Genomic DNA, 18,302 nt, shown 5'->3' on the forward strand with positions numbered 1-18,302 from the left:
TCGTCGAGGCGATTCGTGCTCGGGTTGGTGATCACCCGGTGTATCTGACCTTCGACATCGATTGCCTCGGCCCGGCCTTTGCGCCGGGCACCGGAACGCCCGTGTGTGGTGGCTTGAGCACGGTGCAGGCGCTGGAGATTCTCGGCGGTTTGCGTGGGATCAATCTGGTGGGGATGGACGTGGTGGAAGTGGCGCCGGCCTACGACAGCGCGGACATCACCTCATTGGCAGCGGCGACATTGGCCATGGAGATGCTGTGTTTGTATGCGGCCAGGCATAAGGTCGATCGGTAACACACAAACCAATGTGGGAGCGGGCTTGCTCGCGAAAGCGGAGTATCAGCCAACAGAAATGTTGAATGTTAAGCCGCTTTCGCGAGCAAGCCCGCTCCCACATTTGATCTATGTCCGGCCATTGGAGCGAGGTGTTATCGCTCCTGCCAGTTTCTGACAACAGCCTCTGCTAAGCTCCGGCGACTTTTCAAAAAGAGCCTGCCGACCGTGTCGCGAACCAGCCGTCTACTGACTTTGTTACAAGTGCTGCGGGGCAAAAGTCGCCCGGTGACTGCCGCGACATTGGCCAGCGGGCTGGAGATTTCCGAGCGCACGCTGTACCGCGACATCGCGGAACTCACCGCGCTCGGCGCGCCGATCTTTGGCGAGGCGGGGATCGGCTATGTGTTGCGCAGTGGTCTGTTTCTGCCGCCCTTGATGCTCAATGCCGATGAAACCGAAGCCATTGTGCTCGGGTTGCGCTACGTGGATCAGCGTGGCGATGAGGTCTTGGGCAAAGCCGCGGCCGGTGCCCTGGCAAAAATCGCCGCGGTACTCGACCCCGCCGCCCAAGAGGCCTTGCGCAACCCGACAGTACTGCCCGGCCCACCGGGTTATGGCTATCCGCAAAATGCCGTGCCCTTGAATGTGTTTCGCCAAGCCATCCGCGATCAGGCCAAGCTGCACATCGACTACGCGGACGCCAACCAGGTGCCGAGTCAGCGGCTGATCTGGCCACTGGCCCTGGGTTTTCTCAACGAGGTGCGGATCATCGTCGCCTGGTGTGAATTGCGCAGTGCCTACCGCACGTTTCGCACCGACCGGATCTCGGCTGCCAGCGAGCAGGGTGAACGCTACCCGGGGCGGCGCAGCGACCTGTTGCGCACCTGGCGCAAGCAGATGCAACTCGACGAAGCAGGGCGTTTCACTCCTGACAAGAACTGACACAGGCTTGTTTTAGCATGGCTCCAGAATCAACTCACAAGGAGCCGTAAACATGTCCAATCCAGCCTCTTCACTGGCCCCCGCCATCGCTGCCTACATTGCTGCCGCCAATGCTCGCGACACGTCGAGGGTTGCCAGTTTTTTTGCTGAGGATGCCAACGTGTTCGATGAGGGGCAGCATCAGGTCGGCACGCAAGCCATCGCCCAATGGATGCAAGACACCGCACAACGTTATCAGCCAAGGGTCGAGGTGCTCGACGTTCAGCTGCGCACCGGCAAAGTGCTGGTGCACAACCTGATCTCCGGCACCTTTCCCGGCAGCCCGCTGGAACTGCGCTACATGTTCCGCCTCAATGAGCAGGGCAAGATTGCCAGGCTGGATATCTCGCTGTAACCCGGTGCTGTGTGGCGGTGCGAAACCTGTGGGAGCGGGCTTGTTGTGGCGAGGGGGCTTGCCCCCGTTCGGCTGCGAAGCAGTCGTAAAACCTGTACATGCGGTTTAACTTTGAAAATGCCGGGGGCGCTTCGCACCCCAACGGGGGCAAGCCCCCTCGCCACAAAAGCCCGCTCCCACATGGATTGTATTTGACTACTGGTATCAGGCTTCACCCGCAGTCCCAGAGACGTATACTGCCGCGCATGAATGTCGACTCTCCCTTAAGCGCCTGGCAACACGCCATCGAACAGAAGGGCTTCGTCCAGGACGAAGCCCAGGAACATGCCGTGTGGGCGCTGCAAAAATGCCATGAAGCCTTGCATGAAGGCCGTACACCCATTACTGGCGTGTACCTCTGGGGCCCGGTCGGGCGGGGCAAGACCTGGTTGATGGATCAGTTCTACCAAAACCTGCGCGTCCCGGCCCGGCGTCAGCACTTTCATCACTTCATGGGCTGGGTGCATCAGCGCTCCTTTCAATTGACCGGCACCGCCGACCCGTTGAAAGCGCTGGCCCGCGAACTGAGCCAGGAAGTGCGCGTGCTGTGTTTCGATGAACTGTTCGTCAACGACATCGGTGACGCCATCATTCTCGGGCGTTTGTTTCAGGTGATGTTCGAGCAGGGCGTGGTGGTGGTCTGTACCTCCAATCAGCCGCCGGATCAGCTGTACGCGGATGGCTTCAACCGTGACCGGTTCGTGCCGGCCATTAGGGCGATCAAGCAACACATGCAGGTGATTGCGGTGGATGGCGGGGAAGATCATCGTCTGCACCCTGGTGCCGCTCTGCAGCGTTATTGGGTGAACGTACCGGGTCAATCCGGCGCCTTGAGCGAAGTGTTCAAGGCCTTGACCGTCGGCCAGTCGCTGTCCAGCGATCCGGTCAAGATCGGCTACCGTTCGGTCAATGTGATGCGGGCCAGTCAAACCGTGCTCTGGTGCCGTTACGCCGAGCTCTGCGAGCAGCCGTTTGCCGCCATGGACTTCATGGCCCTGTGCGATACCTTCAGCGCTATTCTGTTGAGTGACGTGCCCAACCTCAGCGCGCAAAAACGCGAAGGGCGCATCGCCCGCGGCACTGAAGACGGTGTCGAGCGGGTAGTGGCGGGCGATCGCGAGTTGCCGCAGTTGTCGGTGCATGACGACGGCGTGCGCCGGTTCATCGCCTTGGTGGACGAATGCTACGACCGCAAAGTGCCGCTGTACCTCGAAGCGCAGGTGCCGATGGAGGCGCTGTACACCGAGGGCTATCTTGCGTTTCCGTTCCGTCGCACCCTTAGTCGTCTGCAGGAAATGCAGCTACAACGTTTCGCCGAGGCTTGATATCCGGGAGGAGCGAACATGAATCAGCCCTTGTCCCACCATTTGCTGACCATGGCCTATCAGAACGCCTGGGCCAATCATCGACTGGCCAAGGCCTGGCTTCAGCTAAGCCCGGCCGAGCTGGCGGCGCCGCGAGTCAGTTTCTTTCCCAGCCTCAGCGCGACCCTCAACCACATCCTGACCTGCGACTGGTTCTATGTGGATGCACTGGAGCGGGAGTTGCGCGGTGACGAACCGCATCCAGATTGCTACGTGTTTTTCAACGAAGACGAGCCGTTCACCCACGGCGCCGACCTCAAGCGCGAGCAAGCCCTGGTGGACCGCCGACTGATCGCGTACTGCGAGCAACTGCGCGATGCAGACCTCGGACGGCTCGTGACCATCGCGCGCGACACCCCGCAACATGACAGCCGTTTGCGCATGCTGTCCCATTTGTTCGAGCATCAGATTCATCATCGCGGGCAGGTGCACGCGATGCTCAGTGGCACCTCGGTCACGCCGCCGCAACTGGACGAGTTTTTTTGTGCCGGTGAGGCAGAGTTGAGGGCCGAGGATTTTGCTGAGTTGGGGTGGACCGAGGCATTGATCTGGGGCGTTTGAGAAGGAACGATCACAACAGGATCTGGTTGTCGGCACCCCGGCACTCGCGATAAGGTCGCTGGACCTTTCAGTGCGCAAGAGGCGAACTGGGGCAACTTGTGTGATTGAGGGTGGAAATGGAATCCGCAGAAATTCTTGTGCTTCAGGCCAGCTACACCAACCCGGTGCATGCCGAGGCGATTGGCCTGGTGTTGAACCACTACGCCGAAGACCCGATGGGCGGCGGTCACCCGTTACCCGCCGATAGGCTGCAACAATTGCCGGGGGAACTGGCCAAACGTCCTCATGCCTTCAGCGTACTGGCGTTTGTTGGCGGTGAGCCGGCAGGGCTGGTCAACTGCTTTGAAGGTTTTTCGACCTTCGCCTGCCGGCCGCTGGTCAACGTGCACGATGTGGCAGTGGTGTCGAAGTTTCGCGGGTTGGGGCTGAGTCAGAAGATGCTGCACAAAGTCGAGGACATCGCACGCCAGCGCGGCTGCTGCAAAATCACCCTGGAAGTACTGGAAGGCAATGCGGTGGCTCAGGCGGCTTATGGCAAATTCGGTTTTGCGCCAGGCATGTTCGACCCGGCGCACGGGCGGATGCTGTTCTGGACCAAGCCGCTTTAATTCGCGATCCACAATCTTTTGGGAGCGGGCTTGTGTGGCGAGGGGGCTTGCCCCCGTTCGGCTGCGAAGCAGTCGTAAATCCTTTACATGCGGTTTAACTTTGAAATGCCGGGGGGGCGCTTCGCACCCCAACGGGGGCAAGCCCGCTCGCCACAGTACTCCTCGCCACACAAGCCCGCTCCCACAGGATCCGCGCCAAAACTACTGCTGAACGACTTCCGGCATGATACGCGCGCCCTTGGGTTTCATCAGGCTGAAGTCAATCAACGGCCGCTGCTGACGCTCATAAGGGTTGCCGATCATCAATGGTCGAGGCTTGAAGCTGTCGCTAACCAGGCTTTTACTGCGGTCCAGTTCATCGAAACTCAAGCCGGCCAGATCCGCCCAAGTGTGAATCAGTTGCGAACTGCTGTACGGCCGGCCCAGATCACCGGCAAAACTCCAGTCATGGGTTTCGCGCCATTTCGGTGAAGCCCAGGCCATGAACGGAATGGTGTACATCGGCGCCGTCGGTTTGCTCTCGTTACGGCCCAGGGTTTTATGGCCCGGGGAGTCGAAGACGTCTTCGCCGTGGTCGGAGAGGTAGAGCAAGAAGCCGTTCGGATCAGTCTTGGCGTAGTCCTTGATCAGGCTCGATACCACGAAGTCGTTGTAAAGCACTGCGTTGTCATAGCTGTTGTACGTCGGCACCTGATCGTCACGCACGCCGTCCGGAACACCTTTGCGGTCGGTGAACTTGTTGAACGTCGACGGGTAACGGTACTGGTAGCTCATGTGCGTGCCGAGCAAATGCACAACGATCAGCTTGCGCGGCGCCGCGTCAGCCAAAGCCTTGTTGAACGGCTCGATCACATCGCCGTCGTACTGGGCGGCATTCTGGTTGCGGTTGTTGTTCAGGTACACCTGCTCGTCGGCCTGCTGGGAGAAGGTCGTGAGCATGGTGTTGCGCTTGGTCATGGTCTGCTGGTTGGTGATCCAGAAGGTCTTGTAACCCGCCTGTTTCATCATGCTGACCAGTGACGGTGTCGTCAGGTAGCGGTCCGGGTTTTCTTCGTCGGCGAAGGTCAGTACCTGCTGCAACGCTTCGATGGTGTAGGGGCGCGGCGTAATGACGTTATCGAAAACCGCCAGTTGGTCCTTGAGCTTGTCCAGTTCCGGCGTGGTTTCCCGAGGGTAGCCGTACAGGCTCATGCGCTGACGATTGGTAGATTCGCCGATCACCAGCACCAGGGTTGCCGGCTGATTGGCCATCGAATCAGTGAGGTTCTTGAGCGGTGGGATCTTGCTGGCGCTGTCGAGCATGTCTTGCATGCCAGCCAGGGTATTGAGGTAACGGTGATAGGCCACGGCCATCTGCCACGGCACCGCGGGCTCGATGCGGGTTTCGAATTTCTCGAAGCCGCCCGCCAGGCTGCCGGTGCGCACGGTCTGCTTGATCATCGGGTAACCGATCACCGCCACCAGAATGGCTGTCGCTGCAATCAGCGCCTGGCCGCGTGGCAGGTACACCGGACGCAAGCGGGTCCAAAGGAAATACGCGAACGCGGTATGGGCGAGGAATGCCGCCACCATCCACCAGGCAAAATACTGGGTCATGTACTCGCCGGCTTCAGACACGTTCGACTCGAACATGATGAAGATGACGCTCTGGGAAAACTCCTGCTGATAGATGAAGAAATAGCCGAGGCTGGCCATCGAACAGGCCCACAGCACCACACCGATCAGCGCGGCCATCACACGTGTTTGCCTAGGGAATAGCAGCATCGGCGCCAGCCAGATGGCGCTCATCACAAAAGCCTGGCGGAACCCGGTAAAACCGGAGGTGCCCGTCAGCTGAATCAACAGTTGGGTAATGCCGGAAAAATACCAGAAGAACAGAAATAACCAGAGAAATCCTGCCCAATCAAAACCTTTCGCAGACGTTTTGCTGCGTTTAAACAAAGCCATTCACCACTCCAGCCTGATAATTACTTCGGCCGTCAGCACTCTCCCTGTCGCAGACGAACGAACGCCGCGCGGATACCGAGCGGCCACAATGAGCCGGAGTATCGACAAGAAGGTGTGAAAACTTTGTGAGTTGCCAGAGCTGGCAGGCTTGCAGCGAGTCGGAAACAGCGGTGGCTGCTTCCGAGTCAAACGAGGGGGTCAGGCGTGGGGAGCACGTTGGGTGACAGGCCAGGGCTGAACCTGATCGCCTTGGGTCAGCAGCCGCAATTGCGCGATTTCCCGCTTCAACTGGTCATGCTCGTCTTTCAACTGGCGCAGTTCATCGCGACGGATCGTGACGTAAAGGGTTTGTGCTGGCAGTGCTGTGGTGCCCATTGCTCACCTCGCAAATGGCTGTCTCAACTGTAAGTCCGCTCCCGAAATCGGGTGCTCACTTACTATCGGCGCCAATTTTGATTTCTTTTACCCCTGAAGGGAACTTTTTTATTTTTCATGGTCGTTGTGTCTTCGGGACGATTCCCGACGTTATCAGTCTGGATCGGGCACAATGCCCGGAAACTATGTGCCAGCGCTCTGGACTAACCCTCAATAGTCGCGTTGGGCTATAACCTTTGACACACTTTATTTGTAGTAGGGAGCATCAGTACATGCAACTCGGGATTATTGGACTGGGCCGCATGGGCGGCAATATTGCGCGGCGCCTGATGCTCAACGGACACACCACCGTTGTTTACGACCGCAATAGCGCCTTTGTCGACACCCTGGCTGAGGAAGGCGCCACCGGTGTTGCCGACTTGCCAGCTCTGGTCGCTGGCCTGGCCAAACCACGCGCGGTATGGGTCATGCTGCCCGCCGGCGCACCGACCGAAGACACCATCGACACCCTGAGCACCTTGCTTGAAGCTGGCGATACCATCATCGACGGCGGCAACACCTTCTATAAGGATGACATCCGCCGGGCCAAAACCTTGTCGGAAAAAGGCCTGCACTACATTGACGTCGGCACCTCCGGTGGCGTCTGGGGCCTGGAACGTGGCTACTGCATGATGATCGGCGGCGATGCCGAGACCGTTAAGCGCCTCGACCCGCTGTTCGAATCCCTCGCCCCGGGCATGGGCGACATCCCGCGCACCAAGGATCGCCAGTCCGATGACGATCGCGCCGAGCGCGGTTACATCCACGCAGGCCCGGCCGGTTCTGGCCACTTCGTGAAAATGATCCACAACGGCATCGAATACGGAATGATGCAGGCCTTCGCTGAAGGCTTCGACATCCTCAAAACCAAGGCCAGCACCAATCTGCCGGAAGATCAGCGCTTTGACCTGAACGTCGCCGACATCGCCGAAGTCTGGCGTCGTGGCAGCGTAGTGTCGTCCTGGCTGCTCGACCTGACCGCCGACGCCCTGGCCAGCGACCCGAAACTCGACGGTTATTCTGGTTCGGTGGCTGACAGTGGTGAAGGTCGCTGGACCATCGAAGCGGCCATGGAGCAATCGGTGCCGGTACCGGTGCTGTCGAACTCGCTGTTCTCGCGCTACCGTTCGCGCGGGCAAGGCACCTTTGGCGACAAGATTCTCTCTGCCCAGCGCTTCGGCTTCGGCGGCCACGTGGAGACCCCGAAAAAATGACCCATGTGATCCGCAGGAAATCCAAGGCAGAACCCGCACCGCCCACTACGCTGTTTCTGTTCGGTGCCCATGGTGATCTGGTCAAGCGCCTGCTGATGCCGGCGCTGTACAACCTGAGTCGCGACGGTTTGCTGGGGAATGGACTGCGGATCATCGGCGTTGATCACAACGCCATCAGTGACGAAGCCTTCGCCAAAAAACTCGAAGATTTCATTCGGGCGGAAGTGGCGACCAAGGTCGGCAAGGGCGATCAAGCCCTTGATCCGGCGTTGTGGGCCAAACTGGCCAAGCACATCAGCTACGTCCAGGGCGACTTCCTTGACGAACGCACCTACGAAGCGCTGGCGGCGAAAATCGACGCCAGCGGCACTGGCAATGCGATTTTCTACCTGGCCACCGCACCGCGCTTTTTCAGCGAAGTGGTGCGGCGTCTCGGCGCTGCCGGATTGCTGCAAGAAACCCCTGAAGCGTTCAGAAGGGTGGTGATCGAAAAACCTTTCGGCTCCGACTTGCACACCGCCGAAGCCTTGAATGCGTGCTTGCTCAAAGTGATGACGGAAAAGCAGATCTACCGGATCGATCACTATCTGGGCAAGGAAACCGTGCAGAACATTCTGGTCAGCCGGTTCTCCAACAGCCTGTTCGAAGCCTTCTGGAACAACCATTACATCGACCACGTGCAAATCACCGCCGCCGAAACCGTCGGCGTGGAAACCCGTGGCAGTTTTTATGAAGTCACCGGCGCCCTGCGGGACATGGTGCCCAATCACCTGTTCCAATTATTGGCGATGGTGGCCATGGAACCACCGGCCGCTTTCGGCGCCGATGCGGTACGCGGCGAAAAAGCCAAAGTCGTCGGCGCGATCCGCCCCTGGACGACCGAGGAAGCGCGAGCCAACTCGGTGCGCGGCCAATACACCGCCGGCGAGATGGGTGGCGAGCCGCTGCCCGGTTATCGCCAGGAAGCCAACGTGGTGCCCGACAGCACGACCGAAACCTATGTCGCGCTCAAAGTCATGATCGACAACTGGCGCTGGGTCGGCGTGCCGTTCTACCTGCGCACCGGCAAGCGCATGAGCGCGCGCGACACCGAGATCGTCATTTGCTTCAAACCGGCGCCGTACGCGCAGTTCCGCGACACCGAAGTCGATGAGTTACAGCCGACCTATCTGAGGATCCAGATTCAGCCCAACGAAGGCATGTGGTTCGACCTGCTGGCCAAGCGGCCGGGGCCGGCGTTGAACATGGCCAATATCGAGCTGGGTTTTGCCTACAAGGATTTCTTTGAAATGCAGCCGTCCACTGGCTATGAAACCTTGATCTACGACTGCCTGACCGGCGATCAGACGCTGTTCCAGCGTGCCGACAATATCGAGAACGGCTGGCGCGCCGTGCAGCCATTCCTCGACGCCTGGGAGCAGGACGCAACCCTGCAGAGCTATGCGGCTGGCGAAGACGGACCCCAGACTGCTGACGAGCTGCTGACCCGCGATGGTCGCGTTTGGCACAGCGTCGGTGAGTGACGTAACGCAACAACCCATCCGTTTTCTGCTCAGTGACATGGACGGCACGTTACTGCTCCCTGATCACAGCCTCAGTCAGCGCACGATCGAGGCTGTCCGCGCCTTGCGCGAGGCCGGCGTACTGTTCAGCCTGGCCACCGGGCGTCCGCCCAAAGCCATGTTGCAGCAGATCGAAGCCCTGGGTGTCGATCTGCCGACGGCGGCCTTTAATGGCGGCACCATCGTCAACCCGGATGGCAGTTTGCTGGTTGCGCATTATTTGCCGGCCACGGCAGCGCTGACGGCGCTGACGCTGTTCGCCGATCAGCCGGACATTGAGGTTTGGGTATTCAGTGGCGGCGATTGGCTGTTGAAGGATCCGTACGGCCCGATGGTTCCGCGAGAGCAGCACGGCCTGGGTTATCCGCCGGTGGTGGTCGAAAGTTTTGAGCCTTACCTGGCACGTATCGACAAAATCGTCGCCGCCAGCAACAACGCCGAACTGTTGATCGAACTGGAAGCGCAGTTGCTGCCCAAGGTCGAAGGGCAGGCGCAGGTTTCGCGTTCACAACCGATCTATCTGGATGTGACGGCGATGCTGGCCAACAAGGGCGAGGCATTGGCGACACTGGCCGAGTTTCTCGGGGTGCCGCTGGAACAGACCGCTGCCATGGGTGATGGCGGCAACGACCCTGCGATGTTTCACCGGGCCGGGTTGTCGATCGCCATGGGGCAGGCGGAAGAGGCGGTGAAGCGTCAGGCCAAGGTGGTGACCGGGGCCAATACCGAAGACGGCGCGGCCCAGGCGATTGAGCGATACATCCTCAAACACTGAATACATAATCGACTGTAGGAGCTGTCGAGTGAAACGAGGCTGCGATCTTTTGATTTTGATTTTTTAAGATCAAAAGATCGCAGCCTCGTTTCACTCGACAGCTCCTACAGTGAGTATTGCGCTGTTACAGCCAGTAACTCACCGCATACCAGCCCAACACGCCCATCACCACCGTGTAAGGCAGCGCCATCCACACCATCCGCCCGTACGACAGGCGAATCAGCGGTGCAATCGCCGAGGTCAGCAGGAACAGGAACGCCGCCTGACCATTGGGCGTTGCCACGCTCGGCAGGTTAGTGCCGGTATTGATCGCAATCGCCAGGGTTTCAAACTGTTCGCGGCTCATGTGGCCGGAGAGGAACGCCTGCTTCACTTCGGTGATGTAAATGGTCGCCACGAACACATTGTCGCTAATGGCCGACAGCAAGCCATTGGCAATAAACAACATGCCCGGCTGTTGATCTGCCGGCAGCGCCAGCACCCACTGGATCAGCGGCGCGAACAGTTGCTGATCCTGAATCACCGCCACCACTGCGAAAAACACCACAAGCAATGACGTGAAGGGCATGGCGTCCTTGAAGGCATTGCCGAGACGGTGTTCGTCGGTAATGCCCGTGAACGCGGTGATCAGCACGATTACCATCAAACCGATCAGGCCGACTTCGGCGATGTGAAACCCCAGCGAGGCAATCAGAATCAGCGCCGCCGCCCCTTGCACCATCAATGCGGCGCGCTGACGTGCAGTGCGTGCGGCGTTGTCTTCGGCGGCGTAGTTGGCCAGCACCGCACGCACGTTGTCCGGCAGCAGCGTGCCATAGCCGAACCAGCGCAGTTTCTCCAGCAGCACACAGGTCACCAGACCAGCTGCCAGTACCGGCAACGACACCGGGGCGACTTTCAGAAAGAATTCGGCGAAGTGCCAACCCATTTCATGGCCGATCAGCAGGTTTTGCGGCTCGCCAACCAGTGTGCACACACCGCCCAACGCCGTGCCCACAGCGCCGTGCATCAGCAGGCTGCGCAGGAAAGCGCGGAACTGTTCCAGGTCGGCATGGTGGAGTGTAGGCAAGTGCCGGTCATCGCTGATTTCGCTGTCCTGGCGCGGATCGGTGCCCGAGGCGACTCGGTGGTACACCGAATAGAACCCCACGGATGCACTGATAATCACTGCCGTCACGGTCAGCGCATCGAGAAAGGCCGACAGAAACGCTGACAGAAAACAGAACATCAACGCCAGCAGGGCCTTGGAGCGAACCCCCAACAGCAAACGCGAGAACAGAAACAGCAACAGGTCTTTCATGAAGTAGATGCCTGCCACCATAAACATCAGTAGCAGGATCACCGGGAAGTTATGCACCAACTCGTCGTAGAGCGCCTGGGGCGTGGTCATTTTCAGCAGCAGCGCTTCGACCAGTAGCAAGCCGCCGGGCATCAGCGGATAACACTTGAGCGCCATGGCCAAGGTGAAGATGAACTCCAGCACCAACAGCCAGCCGGCCGCCACCGGACCGACCGTCCATAACACCAGAGCGTTGAGAATCAGAAAGCCGACAATGCTCGCCTTGTACCAACGAGGTGAGTGCCCGAGAAAGTTGTGCGCGAAAGCCTGGGCCATTGAACCGGACATCGGCTACTCCTTGTATTAAGAAGCGCGCAACTTGCCGTAAGAACAACAGAAGATCAAGTGCAGGAAATGACGTTGGCCTAACACTGATAACGCGCGACGATTGCGCGGCAGTTTCCGTCCAGTGAATAGCCACCTATGACAATGCAGCCGTCGGCCTGAATGGCCAATGAAGTAGCGGTATGCGAACCGCGACCCAGGCGTGTGCGACACCAGCCGATGCCCTTGGCAAAACTGCGATCCAGCTGCCCACTGGGTAAATATCGGGCAAAAATGAAATCGGCTTCGATCCCGCCGACCATCGATCCAACTGTTAGCACACGTCCGTCCGGTTGAGTCTTGGCGGCGGTCCAGCAGCAACTGCTGCGGCCGACGCCTAATAGCTTTGGCTGACCACCGTTGCAATGAGTATCGGGTCGGCCATTACTGTGAACTTTCAGGGACAGGCAGAGCATCGGGTCGCGACTGCTGCCAAAACAATGCAAGTCACCATTTTCATGCTGGACGATCTGGTTGATCTGAGCGCTGTGCTCCCGTGCCTTGAAGGACATGAAACCATCCACGGCGAAGCTGTCATCCAGTCGGCCGTCCGGGTGGTAGCGCGCCAGCAGACCTTCCTCGGGAAAATTGATTGATCCACTCACCAGGATCCGGCCATCGCGTTGCACCATCAGGCTGCTGAGCCAGGTGTTCATCAACAAGTGTCGGACCATGACGAAACCGCGACCGTTGAAGCTGTCGTCCAGCGAGCCGTCGGCGTTGAGTCGTATCAGCATGCCGACGTGATCGGTCTGTTCGAAGTAATGATTGGCCAGCAGCAGGATTCGACCGTCGTCCTGTACATAGACATCACAGGCTTCGGTGCTCGGCACGCCGGGCGGTAACCAGGCGTCGCGAGCGCCCCGGGAAAGATTTCCCGGCAGGTGCACCACGCAACGTCCATTGTCGCCGAAACCCTGGACCGGGCAGCCTTGCTGATCAAACATCGCCAGGGCGGGCAGCGTACGGTGAGCATTCTCGTAGTGCAGTCCGGCCACCAGAATGTGCCCGTTGGGCAATGCCCGTACCTTGCCAGCCATGGCCTCGAAGCCGAGTGCGAACTGGCCGCTGATGCTGCCTTGTTTGCCGAATGCCAGATCCGCCGAACCATCTGCAAGCAGGCGGGCCAGGCCAAAGCGCTGGCCGCCCGGCGTACCGACCTTTGCCGCCACCAACAACCGGCCGACGTGGTCAATCGCAACGTCATTGGCCATGCTGGAGAGACTGCCGGCGAAATACACTTGAGTCTTGCCGGTGCCAGCGAAATTCGTATCGAGCCGTTCGGCGCCATTCACGGTTGCAGGTAAGGCAAAAGCAGTCTGGGGTGACATGCATGCATCTCCTTGCCAGTCGTCCTTGTCTGGTTACCCGAGTAGTGACTGAATGAGCAGATCATTCAATCCCTGAATGACTCGGCGCACAACTGTTTTCATGAGCCGGGTGAGGGGCGTTTTGTGCCAGAACAATGTCTTTTCGAACCACTGAAAAGCCTGCCAAGTAATCTGGCGGATTAGAAGTTGAAACAGGCGAGTGGTATTGCGCGGATGACTGTAGAAAATCGTCTACTAAGAGGAAGAGGGGGCGGATTGCCGGGAGGCAATCCGCGAAAATACTTAGTGCGGCATGGACCACGATTGCAGCTTATAACCTTCCTGGCTCAACTCGGCACGGGCTTCTTCCAGCACATGTTCGAATTGCTCTGGATCGGAATAGGCGCTGCTGGGGATTTGTTTGCAGCTGATGCGAGTATTGGTGCGATCAATGATGGCCAGGCTTAGTTCACCACCGTCTTGTAGAGCCCAGGCCACGCATTGAAAGGGTTGGAATGCGCGGTCGGCAATCAAAAGTGCTTCGTTGATACGGAGCGGGGCGTTCATGGGATCTTCTCTCTGTATGCCCAATCAAGTGATGTGCCGTCGGTTGGGCTTACCGTTCGGCTGGTTACTTGTACTGATGCCCGCAACCGGGGGTTGGGTCACACACAATCAAAAGAAATTTCAACTTTCTTTGATTGATTCGATATTCAGGCCGTTTCTGAAAGCTGAATGAAAGGCTCAACTCGTTAGGCAACTAACCAAGTGACTTCTTATAACTAATAAGCAAACAGCCCTATAAGCAATCGATACAAGCCAGCGTCAAAATCTTGCTAGTGTTACAACGAAGCCCGCCAAATGACTGTTTTTAATAATATTTCCTACTATTTGGCGTCAAGGAACAGTCATGATCGAAGCGCCTGCCTTACGACGTCTTTTAGTAGTGGATCCTTGCGACGACTGTCACCATTTGTTGCCGGGTTTACGCGCCGTGGGTTGGGATGTTGACAGCTGTACCCTGGAAAACGCCACCGAACGAACCTGCGATGTCGGCTTGTTGCGTTTGCAGCCCTTTCATCTGGAGCGCCCGGAAGCCGTCAAGGAATTGATCTCCCATAGCGGTACCGAGTGGATTGCGGTGCTGAATCAAGAAGTCCTGCGATTGCAAAATGTCGGGGACTTCGTCTGCGAATGGTTTTTTGACTTCCATACCCTGCCGTTCGATGTCTCACGGGTTCAAGTCACCCTGGGCCGCGCGTTCGGCATGGCGCGCCTGCGCGGCCAGGGCACGGTTCATATCGATCAGCCTGAACACGAACTGCTTGGCGACAGCAAACCGATTCGCGAACTGCGCAAACTGCTGAGTAAACTGGCGCCCACCGAATCTCCGGTGCTGATCCGCGGCGAAAGCGGGACTGGCAAGGAATTGGTCGCCCGCACCCTGCATCGACAATCCCAGCGTCACAGCAAACCGTTCGTGGCGATCAACTGCGGCGCGATTCCCGAACACCTGATCCAGTCCGAGCTGTTCGGCCACGAGAAGGGGGCCTTTACCGGCGCTCATCAGCGCAAGGTCGGGCGGATCGAGGCGGCCAACGGCGGAACGCTGTTTCTCGATGAAATCGGTGATCTCCCCCTGGAGCTGCAAGCCAATCTGCTGCGCTTCCTGCAGGAAAAACACATTGAGCGCGTAGGCGGCCATCAGCCTATTCCCGTGGATGTGCGGGTATTGGCGGCGACGCACGTCGACCTTGAAGCGGCCATCGAGAAAAAAAGCTTTCGCGAAGATCTGTATTACCGCTTGAACGTCTTGCAAGTGATCACCGTGCCGCTGCGTGAACGCCATGGTGATCTCTCGATGCTGGCCAACCACTTTTCCCATTTCTACAGCCAGGAAACCGGCCGTCGTCCGCGCAGCTTCAGTGAGGACGCGCTGATCGCCATGGGCAAGCACGATTGGCCGGGCAATGTCCGTGAGTTAGCCAACCGGGTACGGCGCGGGCTGGTTCTGGCCGAAGGACGGCAGATCGAGGCGCGAGACCTGGGGTTGATCAGTCAACACATCTCCGCTACGCCGATGGGCACCCTTGAAGATTACAAGACCCGCGCCGAGCGTCAGGCGCTGTGCGATGTGTTGAACCGGCACAGCGACAACCTGAGCGTCGCCGCCCGAGTCTTGGGCGTGTCGCGGCCGACTTTTTACCGATTGCTGCATAAGCACCAGATCCGCTAGGGCGCGGTGAAACGAAGAGGCCCGCTGCGACATTCATCGCAGCGGGCCTTTTCCATGAGACTCCTTGTGGGAGCGGGCTTGCCCGCGATAGCGATATGTCTGTTACATCATTGTCGAATCTGCCGACGTCATCGCGGGCAAGCCCGCTCCCACAGGTATTTGCGCTGAACTCTTAGAAGTAGTACGGGAATTTCAGGCTGAAGGAAAAATCTGGCGAGTCGTCGGTCAGGCCGATGGCCAGGTTGGGAACGATCGTCAGGTTATCGGTTGCTGCCAGAGTCATGCCGATGTTGAAGTTGGCCGAGTTGTAGTCGCTGTTGGAAATCGATTGCCAATCGCCACCGTCCGGCTTGATCTTGCTCTTGCTGGCGAACTGATCGGTGAACGAGAACGACATACTCATCTTCTCGTTCAAGGCGAATGCAATGCCGGCGCCGACCTGCCAGGAATCACCCAGTTTCACGTCCCCGGGCACCTTGGAGTTGACCTGAGGGCTGATGTCGCTGAAAGAGTCTTCCATGTTGTAGGTGTAGGACAGGCTGCCGAACAGCACGGCCGGGTCGAAGCTCTTGACCAGCGAGAGCCCCGGGGTGATCGCCCAGACACCATTGCCGGTAGGCAAGTCCTCGGGTACTGAGAGGTTATCGTTGTTCGGGTCATTGACCAGCTTGATGCCGTAAGGGTCCTTACCGGTCGGCGCCTTGACGCGCAGTGTAAAGACCGCGTCGGGTAGATTGGCCGACTCATCCAGAAATTTGTAAGCAACGCCAAAGTTCACATCGCCGATGGTCGGGTCGCGGGTAACGGTTGCGTCCGACGTCACCGGGCCTGCGCCGCCGGCGCCACCGGAGGAATACGTTGACTCGCGATAAACCACGGGGACGTTAATGTCGAACTGCCAACGTTGTGCCACGTTGTAGCGGGCTGTCAGGTCCAGGGTCCAGTTATCCGCCTTGATACGGTCGAGGTTGATGTTGCCGAGGAAAATCGCGTCCAGAGCCAGGAAGCCGTTGAGCGTCAGTGCACGGGTATCGTAGTGGGTATAGGTCAGGCCGGTTTCGACGCTGAACTTGCCGCCGCCGAAGAACCCACTGGCTTCGTCGTACAGGTTGGAAACGCTTTGCGCCGGCTGCGAATCATCCTGGAGCGATTGGCCGTATGAACTGCCCGTGGTTCCCGGTGCTCCGGCGGCCACCGTCTGGCCACTCCCGGGCGTTTGCGCGGGGGATTTGGTCAGGCGTTTGGGAGCAGGTGTCGCAGGTGCTTCTTCGACTTGGCGAACGCGTTGCTCGAGTACCATCAGCGCGTTCTGTTGTGCTTCGTAACGCTGTTTCAACTCCATGAGTTCTTGTTTTAGTGCTTCAACCTGGGGGTCCGGTGCTGCGTACAGCAGTGTGGCCGGGGCCAGGCTACTCAAACAAACGATAGCTCTGAACGTCAACGAGCGGTGCATGGATTAGCCGTCCCTTATCTGACTACGTCTGATGACAGTGAGCGTAGATCAGAATCCTTGAGTGCGAAGACCTTTGAGTTGGTCCAGGTTGCCGTTCAGCGACCCGGTTGTCGACACGTTGTCACGCAGCACGACATTGAAAGTTGTGAGGTTGCGGACTTGGTTGCTACCGCCGAGCAAAGTCGTGTTCTGCATCAGCCCGCCCTGGGCCAGGCGTTGTACGGTACTGCCCTGGTTGTTGTTGGCCACGATGTTGAATTGCACACCCGTACCGGTCGAGGAAACGTTCAGCGAGCCCGCGCCATTGGCGCCGACCAACGTCGAGCCTGGGGCCAATGCCTGGCCCTGCTGTTGCGTTGCTGGCGCTTGGCTAGCCTTTGTGACGTTGATTTCAACGTTGTTGTAGGCAGTGTTATGGTCGCCGGCAGCACGCACGACTTGAGTGACGCCTTCGGTGGTGCTGAGGCCGCTACCACCAATGACGGTACCGGTGCCTTGCGAATGCGCTGAGCCATTACCTTTTTCGTTGATAATCGACACATAGAACTGTGGCTTGATGGTTGATTGTTGAATTTGCATCGAGGAAGTTGCCCCGATCACTTCACCGTTGGCATTTTGCCAAGTGCTGGTCATGACAATGCCGAAACTGATGATCCGTCCCGGCATGACATAGCGGCCTCGCAGGGTTGCCAATTCATGATCCTTCAGTTCAATGGGTTTGAACGTTTGTGCCTGGGTCGGCAGGCTGGCGGCCAGGCAAACCACGGCCAGCCAGGTTGGAGTCTTCATTGGATGCTCCCGGAGCGTCGTGCTCCTTGTCATTAGAAGAAGTCGCTTCGGATGAATCCGAAATCCATCAACTCTGCGTCTCGCACCGGGCTGAAGGTGTTAATGCGGTTCTTGGCGGTCAGTGGCATGGGTGGGTCGAGCAACGCGTTGGTTTTGTCGTAGCCCTGACCGATGACGGCAAAGATGATGCCGTTCCAGCCTTTTACAAAGTCGTCGACTTTGTAGCGTTTATGACCGAGTACCGGATCCCCGATATACACCCAGCCCTCATGGACTCTTTGCATGACCACAAAATGTTTGTAGCCACGGATATCCAGGAGTACCACAACCGGAATTCTGATTTCGCTCAACGTATCCGGCGCTACCCGGTAGCCACGGGCTCGCATGCCGATACTTTCCACGTAACGCTTCATGTCGAGCATGGAGAAGCCCTGGACGCGGACAAGATCTTGATCGGAGTGTGCCAGCATCCCTTCGATGATCTGTTCTTCATTAACGTCCAGCCAATAGGCCTGGCGCAATATGGTCGCCAGCGCAGCTGCGCCGCAACTGAAGTCGGTTTTCTGTTGCACCAGGTCGGCAAACTTACGCTCGCGCATGCTCTGGATCGGCTTGTACACCACCGCGCCACCCGGCAGGACGGAAAGCGGCATTTGTGCAGCCTCGCTCACACTGGCCGCGCAAAGCAAAAACGCCAAGGCGATGATAATGCGCATGTCAGGACGCCCTCTGGTTGTGTTGAAAAAGGCCCCCGCA

The 18,302-nt window shown here is 58.5% G+C and carries 18 protein-coding genes; 10 read left to right on the forward strand and 8 right to left on the reverse strand.

The window, feature by feature from the left end; translation table 11 throughout:
* The 6 genes from F6R97_RS00005 to F6R97_RS00030 all read left to right on the forward strand — a co-directional run.
* Positions 1–293 (forward strand): arginase family protein (locus tag F6R97_RS00005; RefSeq protein ID WP_315865782.1); only part of this gene is annotated, 293 nt, incomplete at its 5' end.
* Positions 294–500: 207 nt separating this feature from the next.
* Positions 501–1,217: a YafY family protein gene (locus F6R97_RS00010; RefSeq protein WP_315865783.1), complete on the forward strand. Its 717-nt coding sequence runs from the start codon at positions 501–503 to the stop codon at positions 1,215–1,217.
* 52 nt (positions 1,218–1,269) lie between these two features.
* On the forward strand, positions 1,270–1,611 hold the full coding sequence (locus tag F6R97_RS00015) for a nuclear transport factor 2 family protein (protein ID WP_007897370.1): 342 nt from the start codon (positions 1,270–1,272) through the stop codon (positions 1,609–1,611).
* 245 nt (positions 1,612–1,856) lie between these two features.
* Entirely contained in the window at positions 1,857–2,975 is a 1,119-nt protein-coding gene (gene zapE / locus F6R97_RS00020) for a cell division protein ZapE (protein ID WP_315865784.1), read from the forward strand.
* 18 nt (positions 2,976–2,993) lie between these two features.
* Positions 2,994–3,575 carry a DinB family protein gene (locus tag F6R97_RS00025; RefSeq protein ID WP_038983459.1) on the forward strand — a complete coding sequence of 194 codons (582 nt, stop codon included), beginning with the start codon at positions 2,994–2,996 and terminating at the stop codon, positions 3,573–3,575.
* Positions 3,576–3,691: 116 nt separating this feature from the next.
* Positions 3,692–4,183 carry a GNAT family N-acetyltransferase gene (locus tag F6R97_RS00030; protein WP_038983457.1) on the forward strand — a complete coding sequence of 164 codons (492 nt, stop codon included), beginning with the start codon at positions 3,692–3,694 and terminating at the stop codon, positions 4,181–4,183.
* Between the two features lie 201 nt (positions 4,184–4,384).
* On the opposite strand, the gene F6R97_RS00035 is transcribed toward F6R97_RS00030, so the two are convergent.
* Positions 4,385–6,130: a phosphoethanolamine transferase CptA gene (locus F6R97_RS00035; RefSeq protein WP_315865785.1), complete on the reverse strand. Its 1,746-nt coding sequence runs from the start codon at positions 6,128–6,130 to the stop codon at positions 4,385–4,387.
* Positions 6,131–6,328: 198 nt separating this feature from the next.
* Positions 6,329–6,505, reverse strand: coding sequence for a DUF6026 family protein (locus tag F6R97_RS00040; protein WP_315865786.1), 177 nt, complete (start codon positions 6,503–6,505; stop codon positions 6,329–6,331).
* Between the two features lie 272 nt (positions 6,506–6,777).
* Here F6R97_RS00040 and gnd point away from each other — a divergent pair, with 272 nt between their 5' ends.
* From gnd to F6R97_RS00055, 3 genes are read left to right on the forward strand one after another with little or no spacing between them, the layout of a single operon-like run.
* Positions 6,778–7,758, forward strand: a complete 981-nt coding sequence (gnd, locus tag F6R97_RS00045; RefSeq protein WP_038983452.1) for a phosphogluconate dehydrogenase (NAD(+)-dependent, decarboxylating) — start codon at positions 6,778–6,780, stop codon at positions 7,756–7,758.
* A complete protein-coding gene (zwf, locus tag F6R97_RS00050) occupies positions 7,755–9,281 on the forward strand; it encodes a glucose-6-phosphate dehydrogenase (RefSeq protein ID WP_315865787.1) in 1,527 nt (508 codons plus the stop codon). The genes gnd and zwf overlap by 4 nt, the downstream gene beginning before the upstream one ends.
* Complete coding sequence (locus F6R97_RS00055; RefSeq protein WP_050683343.1) at positions 9,274–10,095, forward strand: Cof-type HAD-IIB family hydrolase; 822 nt, start codon at positions 9,274–9,276, stop codon at positions 10,093–10,095. Before zwf ends, F6R97_RS00055 begins: the two co-directional genes overlap by 8 nt.
* A 124-nt stretch (positions 10,096–10,219) precedes the next feature.
* Here the strand turns inward: F6R97_RS00055 and nhaB are convergent, their stop codons facing one another.
* The 3 genes from nhaB to F6R97_RS00070 form a co-directional block, all read right to left on the reverse strand.
* On the reverse strand, positions 10,220–11,722 hold the full coding sequence (gene nhaB, locus F6R97_RS00060) for a sodium/proton antiporter NhaB (RefSeq protein ID WP_315865788.1): 1,503 nt from the start codon (positions 11,720–11,722) through the stop codon (positions 10,220–10,222).
* 77 nt (positions 11,723–11,799) lie between these two features.
* Positions 11,800–13,089 carry a hypothetical protein gene (locus F6R97_RS00065; RefSeq protein WP_038983447.1) on the reverse strand — a complete coding sequence of 430 codons (1,290 nt, stop codon included), beginning with the start codon at positions 13,087–13,089 and terminating at the stop codon, positions 11,800–11,802.
* A 282-nt stretch (positions 13,090–13,371) separates the two neighbouring features.
* Positions 13,372–13,635, reverse strand: coding sequence for a hypothetical protein (locus F6R97_RS00070; protein WP_038983446.1), 264 nt, complete (start codon positions 13,633–13,635; stop codon positions 13,372–13,374).
* A 343-nt stretch (positions 13,636–13,978) separates the two neighbouring features.
* Here F6R97_RS00070 and F6R97_RS00075 point away from each other — a divergent pair, with 343 nt between their 5' ends.
* Positions 13,979–15,304 (forward strand): sigma-54 dependent transcriptional regulator, encoded by a 1,326-nt coding sequence (locus tag F6R97_RS00075; protein WP_038983445.1) that lies wholly within the window; start codon positions 13,979–13,981, stop codon positions 15,302–15,304.
* Positions 15,305–15,476: 172 nt separating this feature from the next.
* On the opposite strand, the gene F6R97_RS00080 is transcribed toward F6R97_RS00075, so the two are convergent.
* Genes F6R97_RS00080 through F6R97_RS00090 form a run of 3 tightly spaced genes read right to left on the reverse strand, consistent with a single transcriptional unit; the run spans position 15,477 to position 18,262 of the window.
* Positions 15,477–16,757 carry a hypothetical protein gene (locus tag F6R97_RS00080; protein ID WP_038983443.1) on the reverse strand — a complete coding sequence of 427 codons (1,281 nt, stop codon included), beginning with the start codon at positions 16,755–16,757 and terminating at the stop codon, positions 15,477–15,479.
* A gap of 48 nt (positions 16,758–16,805) precedes the next feature.
* A complete protein-coding gene (locus tag F6R97_RS00085; RefSeq protein ID WP_038983442.1) occupies positions 16,806–17,546 on the reverse strand; it encodes a hypothetical protein in 741 nt (246 codons plus the stop codon).
* A gap of 32 nt (positions 17,547–17,578) precedes the next feature.
* A complete protein-coding gene (locus tag F6R97_RS00090; protein ID WP_038983441.1) occupies positions 17,579–18,262 on the reverse strand; it encodes a C39 family peptidase in 684 nt (227 codons plus the stop codon).
* Positions 18,263–18,302: the final 40 nt, after the last annotated feature.

Origin of the sequence: Pseudomonas sp. JV414 (assembly GCF_032424305.1) — a bacterium.
Lineage (GTDB): Bacteria > Pseudomonadota > Gammaproteobacteria > Pseudomonadales > Pseudomonadaceae > Aquipseudomonas > Aquipseudomonas lini.